Origin of the sequence: Celeribacter baekdonensis (assembly GCF_003047105.1) — a bacterium.
Classification (GTDB): Bacteria; Pseudomonadota; Alphaproteobacteria; order Rhodobacterales; family Rhodobacteraceae; genus Celeribacter; species Celeribacter baekdonensis_B.
In genome coordinates this window covers 268,690-285,889 of the sequence record NZ_CP028475.1, presented here as the reverse complement: position 1 = coordinate 285,889, position 17,200 = coordinate 268,690, and the positions used below count along the sequence as shown (strand labels likewise).

At 58.8% G+C, this 17,200-nt stretch carries 19 protein-coding genes and 1 tRNA gene; 8 read left to right on the top strand and 12 right to left on the bottom strand.

Annotated elements, in window-relative coordinates; translation table 11 throughout:
- Positions 1-29: 29 nt before the first annotated feature.
- Together rpoH and DA792_RS04785 are read right to left on the bottom strand one after the other, a co-directional pair.
- On the bottom strand, positions 30-938 hold the full coding sequence (gene rpoH / locus DA792_RS04790; RefSeq protein WP_107718569.1) for an RNA polymerase sigma factor RpoH: 909 nt from the start codon (positions 936-938) through the stop codon (positions 30-32).
- Between the two features lie 253 nt (positions 939-1,191).
- The gene (locus DA792_RS04785; RefSeq protein ID WP_254679356.1) at positions 1,192-2,100 is read right to left on the bottom strand and encodes a LysR family transcriptional regulator; all 909 of its coding nucleotides are present in this window, start codon (positions 2,098-2,100) and stop codon (positions 1,192-1,194) included.
- Positions 2,101-2,198: 98 nt separating this feature from the next.
- On the opposite strand from DA792_RS04785, the gene DA792_RS04780 reads away from it, so the two are divergent.
- Positions 2,199-2,852 (top strand): DUF4386 domain-containing protein, encoded by a 654-nt coding sequence (locus DA792_RS04780; RefSeq protein WP_159075168.1) that lies wholly within the window; start codon positions 2,199-2,201, stop codon positions 2,850-2,852.
- Here DA792_RS04780 and DA792_RS04775 read toward each other — a convergent pair.
- Positions 2,843-3,862, bottom strand: coding sequence for an RluA family pseudouridine synthase (locus DA792_RS04775; protein ID WP_107718564.1), 1,020 nt, complete (start codon positions 3,860-3,862; stop codon positions 2,843-2,845). The two genes, DA792_RS04780 and DA792_RS04775, sit on opposite strands and share 10 nt — an antisense overlap.
- Here DA792_RS04775 and DA792_RS04770 point away from each other — a divergent pair.
- A complete protein-coding gene (locus tag DA792_RS04770) occupies positions 3,861-4,181 on the top strand; it encodes a DUF6476 family protein (RefSeq protein WP_107718562.1) in 321 nt (106 codons plus the stop codon). The genes DA792_RS04775 and DA792_RS04770 overlap by 2 nt on opposite strands.
- A gap of 50 nt (positions 4,182-4,231) precedes the next feature.
- On the opposite strand, the gene DA792_RS04765 is transcribed toward DA792_RS04770, so the two are convergent.
- Positions 4,232-4,308: transfer RNA gene (locus tag DA792_RS04765), tRNA-His, on the bottom strand.
- A 187-nt stretch (positions 4,309-4,495) separates the two neighbouring features.
- Here DA792_RS04765 and DA792_RS04760 point away from each other — a divergent pair.
- Complete coding sequence (locus DA792_RS04760; protein WP_107718560.1) at positions 4,496-4,684, top strand: DUF6324 family protein; 189 nt, start codon at positions 4,496-4,498, stop codon at positions 4,682-4,684.
- Between the two features lie 3 nt (positions 4,685-4,687).
- Here DA792_RS04760 and DA792_RS04755 read toward each other — a convergent pair whose 3' ends face one another.
- Positions 4,688-5,170: an MmcB family DNA repair protein gene (locus tag DA792_RS04755; RefSeq protein WP_107718558.1), complete on the bottom strand. Its 483-nt coding sequence runs from the start codon at positions 5,168-5,170 to the stop codon at positions 4,688-4,690.
- Between the two features lie 163 nt (positions 5,171-5,333).
- Here DA792_RS04755 and DA792_RS04750 point away from each other — a divergent pair, with 163 nt between their 5' ends.
- On the top strand, positions 5,334-6,113 hold the full coding sequence (locus DA792_RS04750) for an aminoglycoside phosphotransferase family protein (RefSeq protein WP_107718556.1): 780 nt from the start codon (positions 5,334-5,336) through the stop codon (positions 6,111-6,113).
- A 257-nt stretch (positions 6,114-6,370) separates the two neighbouring features.
- Here DA792_RS04750 and DA792_RS04745 read toward each other — a convergent pair whose 3' ends face one another.
- Positions 6,371-6,679 carry a hypothetical protein gene (locus DA792_RS04745; RefSeq protein WP_107718554.1) on the bottom strand — a complete coding sequence of 103 codons (309 nt, stop codon included), beginning with the start codon at positions 6,677-6,679 and terminating at the stop codon, positions 6,371-6,373.
- Between the two features lie 219 nt (positions 6,680-6,898).
- On the opposite strand from DA792_RS04745, the gene DA792_RS04740 reads away from it, so the two are divergent.
- Entirely contained in the window at positions 6,899-7,918 is a 1,020-nt protein-coding gene (locus DA792_RS04740; RefSeq protein WP_107718552.1) for an acyltransferase family protein, read from the top strand.
- Positions 7,919-7,968: 50 nt separating this feature from the next.
- Here DA792_RS04740 and nusB read toward each other — a convergent pair whose 3' ends face one another.
- The 5 genes from nusB to DA792_RS04715 all read right to left on the bottom strand — a co-directional run bounded on the left by nusB (position 7,969) and on the right by DA792_RS04715 (position 11,415).
- Complete coding sequence (gene nusB / locus DA792_RS04735) at positions 7,969-8,457, bottom strand: transcription antitermination factor NusB (protein WP_107718550.1); 489 nt, start codon at positions 8,455-8,457, stop codon at positions 7,969-7,971.
- Positions 8,454-8,999: a 6,7-dimethyl-8-ribityllumazine synthase gene (locus DA792_RS04730; RefSeq protein WP_107718548.1), complete on the bottom strand. Its 546-nt coding sequence runs from the start codon at positions 8,997-8,999 to the stop codon at positions 8,454-8,456. The genes nusB and DA792_RS04730 overlap by 4 nt, the downstream gene beginning before the upstream one ends.
- A 3-nt stretch (positions 9,000-9,002) precedes the next feature.
- Entirely contained in the window at positions 9,003-10,109 is a 1,107-nt protein-coding gene (gene ribB, locus DA792_RS04725) for a 3,4-dihydroxy-2-butanone-4-phosphate synthase (RefSeq protein WP_107718546.1), read from the bottom strand.
- Positions 10,110-10,249: 140 nt separating this feature from the next.
- Positions 10,250-10,819 (bottom strand): hypothetical protein, encoded by a 570-nt coding sequence (locus DA792_RS04720; protein WP_107718544.1) that lies wholly within the window; start codon positions 10,817-10,819, stop codon positions 10,250-10,252.
- On the bottom strand, positions 10,816-11,415 hold the full coding sequence (locus tag DA792_RS04715) for a riboflavin synthase (protein WP_107718542.1): 600 nt from the start codon (positions 11,413-11,415) through the stop codon (positions 10,816-10,818). Before DA792_RS04715 ends, DA792_RS04720 begins: the two co-directional genes overlap by 4 nt.
- Positions 11,416-11,656: 241 nt before the next feature.
- Between DA792_RS04715 and DA792_RS04710 the strand changes: the two genes are divergently transcribed.
- The 3 genes from DA792_RS04710 to DA792_RS04700 all read left to right on the top strand — a co-directional run bounded on the left by DA792_RS04710 (position 11,657) and on the right by DA792_RS04700 (position 16,110).
- Positions 11,657-12,961, top strand: coding sequence for a capsule biosynthesis protein (locus tag DA792_RS04710; protein WP_254679355.1), 1,305 nt, complete (start codon positions 11,657-11,659; stop codon positions 12,959-12,961).
- Positions 12,962-13,202: 241 nt separating this feature from the next.
- Positions 13,203-14,336: a polysaccharide biosynthesis/export family protein gene (locus DA792_RS04705; RefSeq protein WP_107718538.1), complete on the top strand. Its 1,134-nt coding sequence runs from the start codon at positions 13,203-13,205 to the stop codon at positions 14,334-14,336.
- 25 nt (positions 14,337-14,361) lie between these two features.
- Positions 14,362-16,110 (top strand): capsular polysaccharide biosynthesis protein, encoded by a 1,749-nt coding sequence (locus tag DA792_RS04700; protein WP_159075166.1) that lies wholly within the window; start codon positions 14,362-14,364, stop codon positions 16,108-16,110.
- On the opposite strand, the gene ribD is transcribed toward DA792_RS04700, so the two are convergent.
- A complete protein-coding gene (ribD, locus tag DA792_RS04695; protein ID WP_107718534.1) occupies positions 16,100-17,200 on the bottom strand; it encodes a bifunctional diaminohydroxyphosphoribosylaminopyrimidine deaminase/5-amino-6-(5-phosphoribosylamino)uracil reductase RibD in 1,101 nt (366 codons plus the stop codon). The two genes, DA792_RS04700 and ribD, sit on opposite strands and share 11 nt — an antisense overlap.

Genomic DNA, 17,200 nt, shown 5'->3' with positions numbered 1-17,200 from the left:
TCTCTTTTGCGTATGCGCGAGCGTGACGATCAGGCGTCTTCGCTGACCCCGGTTTCCATACCCGCTTTTGTGGCCAACTCACGCATGCGGTTTTGCAGCTTTTCAAAAGCGCGCACTTCGATCTGACGAATACGTTCGCGCGACACGTCATAGCGGCCCGACAATTCCTCAAGCGTCACCGGCTGATCCTCAAGGCGGCGTTGCATCAGGATGTCTTTTTCACGCTCATTGAGCACATCCATCGCCTGAACCAAAAGGGCGCGGCGGCTTTCCAATTCGTCCCGTGCCTCATAATCGGCGGCGGTGTTGGCGTTTTCGTCTTCAAGCCAGTCCTGCCATTGCGCCGAGCCTTCGTCATCGCTGCCGACCGTGGCATTGAGCGAGGCGTCGCCGCCAGACATCCGGCGGTTCATCGACACCACTTCGGCCTCGGTCACGCCCAAATCGGTGGCGATCCGGGTGACGTTTTCGGGGCGCAAATCGCCCTCTTCGAGCGCACCGATACGGGCTTTGGCTTTGCGCAGGTTAAAGAACAGTTTCTTTTGGCCCGAGGTGGTTCCGAGTTTGACCAAGGACCACGAACGCAGGATGTATTCTTGGATGCTGGCGCGAATCCACCACATCGCATAGGTCGCAAGGCGAAAGCCCTTTTCGGGATCAAAGCGCTTGACCGCTTGCATCAAACCGACATTGGCCTCGGAGATCACTTCGGCCTGCGGCAAGCCGTAGCCACGATAGCCCATGGCGATTTTGGCCGCCAAGCGCAGGTGCGACGTCACAAGTTTATGCGCCGCCGAGCTGTCTTCATGATCGACCCAGCGTTTGGCCAACATATATTCCTGCTCAGGCTCCAGCATCGGAAATTTGCGAATTTCCTGCAAATAGCGGTTCAGGCCCTGTTCCGGGCTTGGGGCTGGCAAATTGGTATAGCTGCTCATCGTTCACATTCTCCCGCGTCATCTGCGCCTTATGTAACAACCTTTAACATGGGGCGCGTCATGTTACAACACTTAACATCAAACACCGTATCCTGATTTAGGACCGGGTCCTCATCGGTTCAAGGCCTAGGTTCAAAGCCCGGTTCAAGACCTGTGCTATTGGCTTCCTATCCCCAAGATCTAAACGAAAGGTGACGCAGATACCGTCGTGGCACCACGGTATTTCACCCCTCTCACGGCAATGTGCCGTCTGTTACACTGTTATATATTGCACCAAGGAGTCAAACAATGCACGAATACGTGCAGAAGTGCGCAGCTCCCTATGCGCCACCGCCCAGAGATCATACAGAATTGGGGGATAGGTTCCGACCCGCACCAGGCCGCCGATCTGAACGGCCACCCGTTCCGGCAAAATCCCAACCCCAAACCCCGAACGCACCATATCCGCCACCACAAGATGCGAATTTGACAGGCGCATAAACTGGCGCTCCGCCACTTCAAGCCCGATCTCTGAGAGAGCCGCGCGCAGGCGCGGGCCGCTGTCATAGCCGATAAACTCCGCCTGTGAGAGATCCGCATGGGCGGGGTCCGGCCCCAACGTGGCGGCATAGTCTTTGGCGGCATAGAGATACACCGCCTCGGAGCGCAGTTTGCGCGCGATCAGGTCGGGTTGGGTCGGGCGAAAGGAGCGGATCGCCACATCCGCCTCGCGACGACGCAGGTCGGCGGCCTCGTTGGAGACCAGCACTTCGATTTGCAATCGGGGCGCGGAGCTGCGCAACGCATTGAGCACAGGCGCGAGGTAATAGGCCGCGACGATTTCCGACACGGACAAGGTCACACTGCCCTCAAGCGTTGTGGCCTGGCCTGAGGCAACCCGCGCCGCCTGTGTCGCCGCCACGCCCATGGCGCGGATATGAGGCAACAGGTCCAGCCCCGCCGGGGTCAGGCTCAGTCCGCGCGGGATGCGATCAAACAGTGTCACGCCAAGCTCGGCCTCAAACGCCGCCACCTGTCGGCCCAAGGTCGGCTGGCTCATATTGAGCGCGCGCGCCGCGGCAGAGAATGACCCGGTTTCCGCCGTGACGAGGAACGCACGCGCATGGGTCCAGTCAAAGCGGGCGGCGCGAAAGTCGATGATTGGGACGTCTGATGTATCCATGCAAATATGAATACCATAATGGCATATTTAGGCAATATATCGACAATAAACGCATAGGTATGAAGGTCCATCACTGTTGTTCCCAAAGGAGACCTCCAATGCTGACGCCCTCCCCCCTGCTTCACACCCAACTGCGCCGTGCCGGGGTGGCCTATGTGGTGATCATCCTCGCCGGGATGAGTTCCGAAATGATGTTTCGCGCCGCAGCTCTGTCGTCCGGCGAGATGTCACAGACTGTCTCGGCCTTGCGGGCCAGTACGCTTTTGGACTGTGTCATGATCGGCGCGGATATCTATGTCGCGCTGACATTTTACGCAGTGTTTCGCGCGGTTGATCCGCAAAAGGCGCTGTTTGCCACGGTGCTTCGGCTGATGCAGGGGGCGGTGATTGCCGGGTCTTTGATGCTGCAACTCTGCGCGATCCATGCGCCGGATCAGGCCGCTTGGCTCATGGCGGCACAGGCGGATGGCTATGATCTTGGCTTGCTGTTCTTTGCGCTCAACACCGCGCTGATGGCGCAGCTTTTGTGCCATTCCGGGCTCCTGTCGCCTATGACCAAACGGGTTTTGCCCCCTTTGCTCATGACCTCGGCGCTGATCTATGGCGTCAACAGCACGCTGGCGCTTTTGGGCTCAAACTTTGCCGAAATCCTCGCACCCAGCTACGCCATTCCCTTGGTGTCTGAGAGTGCCTTCGCCCTCTGGTTGTTGATCGCACAGCCTCGGCGCTTTGAAACGCCGCCTCAGAGCTGATCCAAAAGATCCTGCATATCCTCGGGCAGAGGCGCCTCAAACAACATATCCTCTCCCGTCACGGGATGCACAAAACCCAGCACTGCGGCATGAAGCGCCTGACGCGGGAAGGCCGCGACGGCATCACGCGCCACCTCTGAGAGGGCTTTGTGATTGAGTTTGCGCCGTCCGCCATAGGTTTGATCGCCAACCAAACCATGGCCGGCATGGGCCATATGCACGCGAATCTGATGGGTGCGCCCGGTTTCCAACCAGCATTCGACAAGGCAAAGCTGCACAGGCGCGCCATAGGTCTCAACCACCCGCGCGCGGGTGATGGCGTGACGGCCCTCACTAAAAGACACCGCTTGTTTTTGCCGATCGGCTTTGTGACGGCCCAGCATGGTGGTGATGCGCATCACATTCGAGCCTTCAAAACTCACGCCTTTGACCCCACGCAGGCGCGGGTCCATGATGTCCGGCATGCCATAGACCAACGCGTAATATTTGCGCTCAACCGTGTGTTTTTCAAACTGTTTGGCCAGGCCTTGATGCGCCTTGTCCGATTTGGCAACAACCAAAAGCCCCGATGTGTCCTTGTCGATCCGGTGCACGATACCGGGGCGCTTTTCGCCGCCAATACCCGACAGGTTATCGCCGAAATGATACATCAACGCATTGACCAAGGTGCCCGACGGCGAGCCGGGCGCGGGATGTACCACCATGCCGACGGGTTTATTGATCACAATCAGATCGTCATCCTCATAGATCACGTCCAAAGGGATGTCTTCGGCGACAATTTCGACCTCGGCGGCCTGTTCAACAGTGATCTCAACCCGATCCCCAGCCGCGATTTTGCCGGTCTGATCCGTCGCCACCACACCATTGACCGTGATCGCCCCCTCGGCCAGCAATTTTGCCAAGCGCGAGCGCGACAGCGTGGCTTCTTCTGGCACATCGCGGGCAATCGCCTTATCAAGACGTTTGGGCGGGTTGTCCGCAATGACGAAAGCAACGGTGGTGACAGACATGAGTGATCCGATTGAGTTGGACCCAAAAGACATGGCGGGATTGACGCTGTTGCGTCGGCTGGTCACCGGGCTTTTGGTCGTGATGATTTGCGGGTTTCTAGTCCTGATTGGACTGCTTGTCACCCGTTTCCCTGACATGAATGCGCCAAGCACGCCTGCGATCTCTTTTGATCTGCCAGAAACGATCACTTTGCCCAAGGGCGCAACCGCCACCGCCTTTACCCGTGGAGACGACTGGCTGGCGATCGTCACCGATGATGCGATCATGATTTACGACGCCGAGACTGGAGCGTTGCGCCAGACGGTGATGCTGAAATAACGCCTGAACAGCCCGACAGCACCGATGCGTCACAAACGGATGGGTTGAAATGGTACCACCACCCCGGCTCGAACGGGGGACCTCCTGATCCACAATCAGGCGCTCTAACCTACTGAGCTATGGCGGCACTGGCCGGGGATTTACCCGGCCCTTTCCTTGAATGCAAGGGCAGTTTACGAAAATATCTGCGCAAATCAACGTGGCGTGTGAGCAAAAGTCCGAGACAGAGCGCGCACAGCGGCGCGGTCTTGCGGCCTCTTGTCATCCAAGGCCCAAAGTCGTACTCCCTTTTGGGTCGAAAAGGAGCCAAGCGCATGGGTATCAACTCGGAACAAGATATCGAAGCAAACCTGCAAATCGGGCCAACCTCGCTTGGCATGGTGCGCCTGTTTATCGAGGCCAAGGGCGTTGAAATCCCGATGGATTTTGAACCCGAAGAGGCCGAAGAGATCGCCGAAGAGCTGTGCGCCGCCGCCGCCCAAGCGCGCAAGATGGCGAAATAGGCCTCAGCCGCCAAACAACGCCGCCACGCCCGGATCACGGTAGCTTTGCAACCGCAAAGCGGCCTGACGGGCGAAACTCAGATGCAGAGCCTTGCGCCGCGCGGCGGGCAGTTTGACCTCATCAGGCATGCGGATGATTTCTGCCCCGTAGCCGTCGGCGATGATCAACCCGGTTTCTTCTGGCAAAATCTCCACTGGGAATGCCGGGTCCACCGCAAAGAAATAGCGATCACACCAAGGCAGATAGCCCTGCCATTTGCTATCAGAGATAAAATCAGCGCGGCTTGATTTGCACTCCACCACCCAGACCGCGCCCTTTGGCCCCAGCCCCATCACATCCACGCGCAACCCACGCGTGGGCACCATCTCCTCAAGGCAGGTGATATCAAGCGTGCGCAAATGGCGGCACACCCCGCGCGCGAGAACTTGGCCGGGTTGGGTGTGAATCGGCTGGTGAGAAGAGAGGGCGGGATCATCGGTTTGCATGGCTCAAATGTGAACAAAACGTAAACAAATCGCAAGCTAAAATTCACTCTTTCCCGTTGCCGCATACGCTCTATTGTTCCGTCATGCTTGATCCGACCCCCTTTCTCACGCTCTGGTCTTTGAGTGCGCCCACCCCACTTAAGACAGACGGTCACGCCCATGTTTGCGCGTGTGCGACGCACAAGGCCGCCCGGCTGCGCTCAAACTGTTTCAATCTGGCAAAGGCGGTAGCGAACGCGCAGCAGAGCATTGGGACCGCGCCTTTGGGTCCTCGGGCCTTATATCTCGGTTGCGCGCCGCCCATGGTGACGCGCTTTTGTTCGACTGGGCGGAAGGCGCGCCTTTAGGCGATCTGTCTCGCAACGGGCAAGATGATTTGGCCACCTCAGAGCTTGCGCGGTTGACTGCCGCTCTTCTGCGTGCCGCGCCGAACCAGACCCGAGGCTGTGCCGCCTTGGCCGACCACGCCCGAGCGCTCCGAAATTTCACCGGCGATTCGCGTCTCTCGCCCCCTGAGCACCTTGAGATGATGCGTGCCAAAGCCTTGATTGAGGTCTTGCTGAGCAGTCCGGAGCGGGTTCAGCCGATGCATGGCGATTTGCACCATGACAATGTGATTGGGACCCCCGGCCATTGGACGGTGATTGATCCCAAAGTGATCTTTGGCGATCCGCACTACGAACCCGCCAATGCCTTTCGCAATCCAAAGGGCGCGGCGAACGAAACCCTGTCCGTTGCACGCTTTGCGAGAATGGCGGAGGTTTATGCCTATGAAACCGGCCTGGATCGGGCGCGGCTTTTGGATTGGGCAGCGGTCAAATGCGCACTTTCCATCTGCTGGACCTTGGCCAGCCCCACAGCCCGGCCACCGCACCACGATATGATCCGCCTGCCGCGCCTGTTGAGCCTATCGCGGGGCGGCCCCTTGTCTTCGGCCCTGTGACACACTATCTGCTGCGGTGGCGGGATCTGCTCGTTTCGTACATATGGGTGCAAGACTCCGGTGGCCTTAAGCAACCGAAAGGGGGCTGGCTCTGTCCAGACCGTGGTTTGGTTATCTGGCGCCCACCTGAATATTCAGGCTTCGGGAGCAACGCACTGCTACGGATGCTGTGGTCCCCCGCCACTTTCAAACACAAAACGCGCCCTCAATCGGGGCGCGTTTTGTTTGAGCTTTGTAAAGATGTACGAGGCCAGCATTTACCGGCGGTCGGTCGTTTCAACCCGGATCGGTTCCAACACACGCAGCGGAATGTCATCGCGTTTGCCGCCTTGGTCATCGTCGTCTTTCCCGGCCATCCGCATGATCGTGATCGCGAATTGCACCCCCGAAAACACCACGCCATTGGCCAGCCACAGAATCAGCACTGCAAGCCAACCGATGTCGGAATGGGTCACCAAATGCCACATATTGGCGACATTGAAATAAAGCAGCGCTGCGACAAAGGTCGCCGAAATGGCAAAGCCAATCAGCACCTGAGTGATATAGAGTTTGATGAGCTTGGGCATGGCAGTCTCCAACGAAAATGTCCGTCACTGTATAAGAAGTATAGCAAATTCCGCATATAACAACAGGTGACAGGATGTAGCGCCACCTTGCCGCACCGAAACACCCTAATCCCGCCGCAAAATCTTCACGTTTCACCTGTTCTCTGACGGGGTCGCGGGGCAGAAGTCCCGCCTGGTTGAAACAGGCCCGGCCGAAGCCGGAGTACACGCGAGATTTGCATGACGTTAAATGCCATCACCCATTTCCGGGCCCTTGCGATCGTTTTCGTCGTGGCGTCTCACTGTATTTTGTTGGCTCATTACGACACGCCGAGCCTTGTGCAGGGCACGTTCATCAACCTCATCACCGGCGCGACGGTGTTTTTCGTATTGATTTCTGGCATCCTGTTTCAAACTGTTTTCGTACCGCGCTACAGTTTTCGCCGCTTCATGCGCTCAAAACTGCGCAATGTGGCCCTGCCCTATTTGGTCCTGAGCCTGCCACTCATCGTTTTTACAACGCTGCGAGACAGACCGCATCCCGACACTGGCGGCGCAGAACAGATCCTGCATGGCGCAACGCTCTTTTTCACCGGCAACACAGTGATCGCCTATTGGTATGTGCCCGCCATTCTGGTCATCTTCTTGATGTCGCCGCTGCATATGGCATTTCAACGCCTGTCGCTGTCGCATCAACTCAGCCTCACCGCCATGCTATATCTTTTGTCAAACATTGCGCAGCGCTCGGTCGAGGATATGTTCATTCCACAGTCCGTGCTGTATTTTACGCCTGTCTATCTCACCGGGATGATCTATAGCCAAAACCGCCAACGCTTTTTGCCCCCGCTCAAGCGTCTGAGCCTGCCGCTGTTGCTGCTGGCCATCACTTTGGCGATGCTGGCGGCACAGGCAGGGCATTACGGCAATTATCACACTGGGTTTTCACTGCGCTGGACGGAATTCGACCTGATGATGCCGCAAAAAATCGCGCTGTCCTTCGCGATCCTTGGCGGCCTGGAACGCTACGCCGACCGCCCCATCGCCTGGATTCAGACCTTAGCCGATGCCAGTTTCGGCATTTTCTTCCTGCACGCCCCAATGATCGCTTTGCTGTTGGAGGCCGGGTATCAGCCGCTGTTCGCCGCGCCTTTGGCCAACATCGCAGTCATGACCACGCTGCTCTTTGCGCTCTGCCTGAGTGCGATTGCCCTGCTGCGTCGGTTGTTCCCAGCTCACAGCCGACACCTTGTCGGCGCGTGACGACGGCCTGCGACCAAACATGCATTTGAAACGTCGACCGCCCAAAAGCGTCAAAACGCTTCTGGACGCGCCTCGCGGGCCATATGATCCAATACCGCGTTGACGAATTTCGACTCGCGGCCTTCGGGATAAAACGCTTTGGCCACGTCCACAAATTCCACGATCACCACTTTCGGCGGCGTCAGGCCGGATAAAAGCTCCGCCCCCGCCGCCCGGAAAATCGCCCGCAACGTCGAGTCGATCCGCGCGATCGGCCATTTCGCCACCAAAGCGCGGTCGGTCATTTGGTCGATCTTGGCCTGTTCATTGACCGCCACTTCGGTGATCTCATGGAACAGGTCGCTGTCGCCGTCGATGAATTCGCCCTCTTCCTCGGTCACCAGACCAAAGAAGAAATCATAAAACTGGCGGCGGACCTTATCGACCGTCATGTCAGAGGCTTCCATCTGAAACAGCGCCTGCACAGCGTAAAGCCGCGCGGCTGATTTCTTTTCGCGCTTTGAGGGCGGTTTCAAATGGTCGGTGTTGTCAGAGGTCATGCGTTTTTCGGTCCTGTCGCTTCTCCGGCCAGGCGGATCGCGTCGGAATGAAAGCCCACGCCCTTGCTCGGATTTGCCCATTTGCGCGAAAGTGCGATGAGATGCAAGGCCGCAGCCGCCGCCCCACCGCCTTTATTTTGACCTTTGGCCTCGGCGCGCGCCACCGCTTGGTCGCGGTTTTCAACCGTCAGGATGCCATTGCCGATGCACAGCCCTTGCAGGCCCATCAGTTGCAGCGCCCGCGAGCTGTCGTTGCAGACCGTCTCATAATGGGTGGTCTCGCCGCGGATCACACAGCCCAGCGCGACATAGCCATCAAAGTTCGACATTTTATCGGCGATTGAAATCGCGGTGGGCACTTCCAAAGCGCCGGGCACCTCAACCAACTCCCAGGTGCCGCCCACCTCTTCGGTCACGGCTTTAGCGCCTGCAACCAATTCATCGGCGATGTCTTTGTAATAGGGCGCGACCACGATCAAAAGTTTGACCGGCTTGTCGAATGTCGGCAAATCGAGGATGTGGTGCTGTTCATTCGCGGCCATGTCTTAGCCCTCCTGAGAAATCTTGCGGGTGCCGGTGATGGTCAGGCCAAAGGCCTCAAGACCGGGCACTTTCGGTTGTGGATTGTCGGTGACAAGGATCAGATTGTGCAGGCCAAGGGCGGCCAAAATCTGTGCCCCGATGCCATATTGGCGCAAGGTGTGCGGCGAGGCTTCATCTTCGAGCACCTGCATCGTCAGATCGCGCAGCAACACGACAACGCCCCGGCCCTCGGTCGCGATCACTTCCATGGCACCTTCGATTTCACGCGAGGTTTTGCCAATGCCCAACACGTCTTCGAGCGGGTTGAGCGCGTGCATCCGGGTCAGGACCGGCGCGGGCGTGGAAATGTCGCCCTTAGACAACACGATATGTTCCGCGCCTTGCAGCACGTCGGAGTAAATCGTCATGTCCCAAGTGCCGCCAAATTCCGACACCACTTCGCGGTGGGCGGTTTTGGTCACAAGGTTGTCGTGACGGCGACGATAGGCGATCAGATCGGAGATGGTGCCGATTTTCAGCCCGTGTTTTTGCGCGAAGGACACAAGGTCCGGCAGGCGCGACATGGTGCCATCTTCGTTCATGATCTCACAGATCACAGAACTCGGTTGCAGCCCCGCCAGACGTGCCACATCGACACCGGCTTCGGTGTGACCGGCGCGGACCAAGACGCCGCCATCGCGCGCGCGCAGCGGGAAAATATGGCCCGGCGTGGCAATATCCGTCGCAGTTTTCGACGGGTCAATCGCCACGGCCACGGTGCGGGCGCGGTCATGGGCCGAAATCCCGGTGGACACGCCCTCTTTCGCCTCAATGGAAATGGTGAATGCGGTTTCGTGGCGTGAGGAATTGTGCGACGCCATCATCGGCAAGCCCAGCGCGTCAATCCGTTCGCCGGTCAGCGTCACACAGATCAGACCACGCCCGTAGGTGGCCATGAAATTGATCGCCTCAGGCGTGGCCATTTGCGATGGGATCACCAGATCGCCTTCGTTCTCGCGATCCTCGTGGTCCACCAAGATAAACATCCGCCCGTTGCGGGCATCCTCGATGATTTCCTCAATCGGGGAAATCGCGGTGTCGTAGCTGTCTGTGTCTGTGATGTCGGACATGGTATCGGGCGGCCTCTTGATCCTTAGGGTGCTTCTCCGTACAGCGTCATGATCGCAAATGCCAGTCAAACGCGCAGCGCAGGGGCGCAAACCCATGCACAATTGCGCTGCATTTTCGCAAGTGTCAGCGATCTCTGGCGTTAGGCGCTAAAAAACGCAGGCGCCGGGATAAATCCCGCCAATTTTCCAGCCGCAACCCATTCCACCTCAAACGGCGCATCATGGATCAACACAACAGAATCGCGCGGCAGTTTTGTGTCCTCAAACAGGGCATCCAACGCCGCGCTTTGTCTGCCCCACCCGGCAAGGGGGGCGGGCGCGCGTCCTGCGCGATCAATCCCCGCCAGCGCGGCAATCGTTTCAGGATCCAAAGGTCGGTGAACCGCCGCAATCCGCGTGGCTTTGATCTGTGCCAGCCTGTCCGCGTAAGGCGCGGGCAAAGCGTCCCCCGCCCGGATCAGCCGCAGCGCGTTCGACGAGAACAGAAACCCCAAAACATCGCGCCCGGTGCTGGCCCGGATCGAGGCGTAAGACCGATAGGGCAAGCCCAACTCCGTGGCCCGGCGCACCCGCATTCGGATCACTTCGATTGGCAATGTCTCTCCCAACAAGCCTTTGCGCGCCTTGCTCCATGCCACGGTGCGAAACCTCACGCCGCGATCAAAGGCGGGGCCGTTGTTGTGCCCGATGCTTGGGCTGATACCGCTCATGCCTGCCACTCCTGAAGCCGCGCAACATAGCGCGCCAATGTGTCGATCTCCAGATTGATCCGGTCACCGACCTTGGCCGCCCCCCATGTGGTCACCTCTTGGGTGTGCGGGATCACGTTGATGCCAAAGCTACAGCCCGCCACCTCATTGACCGTCAAAGACGTGCCATTGAGCGCCACGGAGCCTTTGGGCGCGATGAATTTGGCCAAGGCTTCGGGGGCCTCAAAGCTGATCCGCGTGCTCTCCCCCTCGTCCACCATCGCCGTGATCACCGCCACGCCATCGACATGGCCCGACACAATATGTCCGCCCAATTCGTCGCCCAGCTTCAAGGCGCGCTCAAGATTGACCGGTTTGCCCACTGTCCAAGCGCCGATGTTGGTTTTTGACACCGACTCCGCGCTGATCTGCACGTCGAACCAGTTTTGTGGCGATACGCCAAGCGCCACCACCGTCAAGCACACCCCATCACAGGCGATGGACGCACCGATCTCGATCCCATCTACGTCATAGCGACAACCGATCCGCGCCCGCAAATCGCCACGCTGCTCCAATTCAAGCACTGTTCCGACGTCGGTGATGATCCCTGTAAACATGCCGCCTCCACGCGTTGATCGTTGGGTTGCGTTAGGGGTAACGCCCCGTTTGCGCCCCTGCAAGCACCCGCATGAGGGGCACTGAGGGTTTGTTCATCTTTTTGCGCAAAACTGACCCTTGCGCGTCCTAACCCGCGATCAGGCCACGCGCTGCGCCCTTCAGGCCACAAATCCGCCCAATTCTTAATCTAATCGTCAAAATAACAAAGACATCGGCCAAAACATGCCCCAAGAAAGCAAGATGCGGATCACACCAAACAGCAAAGCCTCCCCCAAACGGGTGTTCCTGATGCTTCAGGGGCCGCATGGGCCATTTTTCTGGTCGCTTGGACGGATGTTGCGCGCGGCTGGAGCGACCGTGTGGCGCGTGGGCTTTAATGCCGGTGACCGCGCCTTTTGGTTTTCGACCAAAACCTTCCTGCCCTATTCTGGCGCTGCTGAGGATTGGCCCGATCACTTCGCTCAAATCGTTGCGGATAAAAACGTCACCGACATTGTGCTCTACGGCGACACCCGTCCCGTGCATGCCTTGGCGATTGAACGCGCCCGCGCTTTGGGTCTGACCATCCATGTGTTTGAAGAGGGCTATATCCGGCCCTATTGGGTCACCTATGAACGCGGCGGCTCCAATGGCAACTCCTCGCTGATGACCCTCTCTGTCGCCGATATGCGCACCGCGCTCGATACGATTGATCATGACAATATCGAACCGCCTGCGCATTGGGGCGACATGCGCCAACATATCTTTTATGGCGCGCTTTATCATTGGTTTGTGATGTTTCGGAACTCCGCCTTCCGGCATTATCGCGGCCATCGCGAGTTGCCCGTCACGCGAGAGTTTCTACTCTACTTCAAACGCTTGATCATGATGCCGCAACACTACATTTCGCGCGCATGGCACACCCGGCGTCTGCTCGCAGGCGGGTTTCCGTTTCACATCGCGCTGCTGCAACTCGAACATGACACCAGCTTTCAAGTCCATTCGCCCTATTCGACCATGCCCGAATTCATCGCCGATGTGATCGCGGGGTTTGCCGCCGGTGCGCCGCAACACCATCATTTGGTGTTCAAGGCCCATCCGTTGGAAAACGATCGCCGCAACCTCACCCATGAGGTCCGTCGCATCGCCGCCGAATACGGCGTTGCCGAGCGCGTTCATTATGTCCGTGGCGGCAAACTTCAACGGCTGTTGCACACCGCGCGCTCCGCCGTCACCGTCAATTCCACGGCTGGGCAACAGGTTCTTTCTCTCGGTTTGCCGCTCAAAGTCTTTGGGCGCGCGGTCTATGACAAACCGGAATTCGTGTCCCACCAAACTCTAAAGGCGTTTTTCATCCGCCCCGAACGGCCCGATACCCGCGCCTATCGCGACTACCGCCAATTCCTTTTGGAAACCTCGCAAATTCCGGGGGGCTTTTATTCCTCTCGTGGACGTCGACAGCTTTTGCGCCTCGTGGTTGATCTGATGTTGGCGAAAGAGGCCCCCGACGAGGCGCTGTTGCAGGGCACAGCCCACCCACGCCAACCGCTGCGTATTGTGACCTGAGACGGGCTATCTTTCGCCATGGCACAGATTTTTCTGCAAAGACCACATCAAAAACACCGCCCAACCCCCTATATCATGGGGCAAAGCTTTATTCAGACACATCCCCTGTTATAGCCGAGGCCTCCCTGCAACACCCTTCCAATGCCGGAAAGCCGGACCGCTGCGGCGCTGGATTTTTGACTCGCTATTCGTTAATGTTCTGATTAAACCCAAAAAAAATCGGGGCAGAGGAGATCGATCAGTGGCATTTCTGACATCGCGGACCACCCGTGTGGTTGCGCTCGTGGCTTTGGTCGCAAGCCTTTCGGCCTGTGGCCTGCCTAGGTCCGGCCCAAACAAGCGTGAAGTGTTTGCAGGCTCGGTTCTCAAAGAAGGCGATGCCTTTGTCATCACCGTCAATGACCGCGTCACTGCCGCGACGTCCATCAACAATGAGCTTGGCTTTTCTTCCGCCTTTTTGAATGCGGGCGAAATCGGGTCCGACACAATCGCCCCCGGCGATGTGCTATCGCTGACCATTTGGGAAAACGTTGACGACGGTCTTTTGGCTGGCGCAGGTGCCAATGCCACTGTGCTCTCCGAGGTTCAGGTCGATGGCGGCGGCTTTATCTTTGTGCCCTATGCGGGTCGGATCAAAGCGGCGGGCAACAGCCCCGAAGCCATTCGCCGCATCATCACCGAAAAACTCGACGCCCAGACGCCCGATCCGCAGGTCATGGTCACGCGTGCCGCAGGCGACGGTGCAACCGTCACCATCACTGGCAAAATCAACGGCCAAGGCGTCTACCCGATTGAGCGCCCAACCCGTCGCCTGACCGCCATGTTGGCGCGGGCTGGTGGTGTGGGCGTTGAGCCAGAAGTGGCTCAGATCAAAGTCATCCGCGGCTCGCGCGTTGGCAAGATTTGGTTCCAAGACCTCTATCAAAACCCGAAATTTGACATCCCGCTGCGGGATGGCGACCGCATCTTGGTTGAGGCCGACCCCCGCTCCTTCACCGCCCTTGGCGCGACAGGCGCGCAACGCGTTGTGCCGTTTGAAGCACGCAATCTGTCCGCACTTGAAGCCATTGCTCAAGTTGGCGGTTTGCAAACCAACGCGGCGGACCCGACCGGCGTTTTCGTCTATCGCAACGAGCCCGAAGAAATCTCTAAGCTTGTGCTTGGCCGCGACGATATCGTTGGCCCTCAGCGTTTGATTTATGTGCTGGATCTGACCCAACCGAACGGCTTGTTCTTGGCCCGCGACTTCCTGATCCGCGACGAGGACACCGTCTATGTGACCGAAGCCCCGTTCGTGCAGTGGCAGAAATCAATTTCGGCGATCACCGGCACGGCTGCCTCGGCCAACACGCTGAGTTCCGCCGTCGGCCAATAACCCGATGGTCGCTCACGACCCTGACATGACGGCCGCCCCTGTACACACGCAGGGGCGGCTTTTTTCTGCCCCGCCCCTGCTCATGGACCTGTTGCAGGATGCCGGATTGCCCCTCCCGGAGGCGCGCTCCGACGTCGATCTCGCCACAATCCTACGCGACGCACCGCTGGATGATGGCGCGCTGTTGAGCCGGGCGCGCAATGCTATGGATTGGTGGGCAAAGCTTGAATTGTGCAACTTCCCCGCAGATCAAGAGAAAATATCATATGCAAATGCGCCATATGTGCTGGTTATAGATCAGGCTGACCCAGCCATCACTGTGGCTGATTTTCAAGAAATGTTGGTCTTTGCCCAGACCGAGCACCTGAACAGCAAAGTTGTGATCCTCCCCTGTGAAAACGGCGTGGCGCAGGCCGATATGGCAAGCGACCGGATCACCCTTGCAGACCCCAAAAGCAACCCTTGGACGCTTTTCGCCTCCGCTATGGCCGTTTACACGCACAGTTCCGGCCTTGGCTTTGATGCGATTTTCGCCGGTCACCGCCCGCGCGTCTTTGGGCAGCCGTGGTATGGCGGCCTCGACCTCACCCAAGATGAAGCCCCCGATCCGCATCGCAACCGCCGCCTCACCCGCGCACAGGCCTTTGCCGCCGCGATGCTGCTTTATCCAAACTGGAAAAATCGCCACGGCGCACCATGCCTCTTTGAGGACATCCTCGCACATCTCGAAGCCACAGAGCGCGCCCGCCGCGAAGACGCAAACGGCTATGTCGCCAGCCATATCTTACGTTGGAAACGTCCGTTTCTACGGCAATATTTCGGCTCAAATGGCATTGAATTTACCGATGCGCCCCACCAAATCGCCGCTCACGTCGCGCAGGGCCGCAGGCAGATGATTTGGGGCTCTGATGCCAAAGCGGCGCTGCGGCTTGAGGACGGTTTTCTGCGTTCGCGCGGCCTTGGTGCGGCGCTGGTGCGGCCCGTGTCGCTGATTTTGGATGATCAGGGTCTGTATTTTGACCCCACTCGCCCTTCGCGCCTTGAGGCTCTGATTTCCGCACGCACCGATCTCTCCACCGCTGCGGCGCATCGAATTGACGGGTTTCTCACCCGTCTCAAAACGCTCAATCTCAGCAAATATAATGTTGGCGCGGGGGCCCCCACGCTCCCAGGTGGCCACCGTATTCTCGTCGCTGGTCAGGTCGAAGATGACGCCTCGGTCCGCCTTGGAACGGGACAAGGCGCAGGCGAGATAAGCACCAACCGCGCCCTGCTCATGGCGGCGCGTGCAGCGCATCCGAGCGCTGTGATCGTCTACAAACCGCACCCCGATGTCGAGGCGGGCCTGCGACGCGGCAAGGTGGCGGATGCAGACGCGATCGCCGATGTGGTGGCGCAGTCCGCCGATCCATTGGCGTTGATTGAGGCCTGTGATGAGGTCTGGACCATGACGTCTCTGATTGGGTTTGAGGCGCTGTTGCGCGGCACTCCCGTGACCTGCACCGGCGCGCCGTTTTATGCCGGATGGGGTCTGACGCAGGACCTTGGCAACACGCCCGCACGGCGTGCCGCACGCCCGTCGCTCAAAGCCCTCGCCCATGCGGTTTTGATCGACTATCCACGCTATTTTGATCCCCAAACGGGGACTGCGATTGCACCAGAAGAGGCTTTGGATCTTTTGGCCCATGCGCCCCAAGGCCGCAGTCGTTTGGCGCAGACCATGCTGGCCAGACTGCGCCAATTGCGCGCCGCCACCCTTGGCCTTAATCGCTAATCTGCGTTCGTCTCCAATGACTTAGGGCATCTGGGCCGACCTGTTCAATACGCTGCAACGCATAGCGGGGGGCCTGTCGCAACCGATCAATCCCAAGCGCACCGAGCCCCGGCATCCCCTCCGCGCCTATTGCAAGCCCGGCAGTGAACAGTGCCACATGATCCGGCAAATGCGCCCCCATCAAAGAGGCTGCCAAGGCCCCACCGCCTTCGCAAAATACCCGCGTCAAACCGCGCGTTCCAAGGGCTTCTAGGCTCGCTTTGGGATCGAGCTGACCATAGACCACAGGGGCTTCGATCAGCTCCGCGCCGAGGCCGGTCCAGACGGATTTGAGATCGGAAGAAACATCAGGACCATGAACGATCCAGACCGGCACCTCCTGCGCGGTGCGCGCCAATTGTCCGCTCAAAGGCAGGTCAAGACGACGCGACATCACCACGCGCACGGGTTGATGCGACACGCCAAGACCACGCACGGTCAGGCTTGGATCATCGGCGCGCGCTGTGCCCGCCCCGACCAAAACCGCATCGTGATTGGCGCGCATCGCATGAACACGCCGCCGCGCCATCGGGCCAGTGATCCATTGGCTTTCGCCCGTCGCGGTCGCAATCCGGCCATCCCAAGACAAAGCAAGTTTCAGCGTCACCATTGGACGGCCCAAAATCACCTTGGATAGGAAACCTTCTTGCGCCGCTCGGGCCTCTTCTTCGCAGACACCCGTGGTTAGTTTTATCCCCGCATTTTGCAAAAGCGCAAAACCCCGTCCATTCACCCGTGGGTCGGGATCGCCTAAGGCCACGACCACACGGGCAATTCCCGCCGCGATCAGTGCCTCGGCGCAGGGCGGCGTTTTACCATGATGAGAACAGGGCTCCAACGTCACATAGGCCGTGGCCCCCCGCGCCGCAACGCCCGCTTGTGCCAAGGCCATGGTTTCGGCATGGGGACGACCGCCGGGCTGGGTCCATCCCCGCCCAACGACGCGTCCTTTACGTATAATCACACACCCAACAGCCGGGTTTGGCCACGTCCGACCAAGCCCGCGCGCCGCCAATGAAAGCGCGTGCTGCATGGGACCGACATCAGGCAT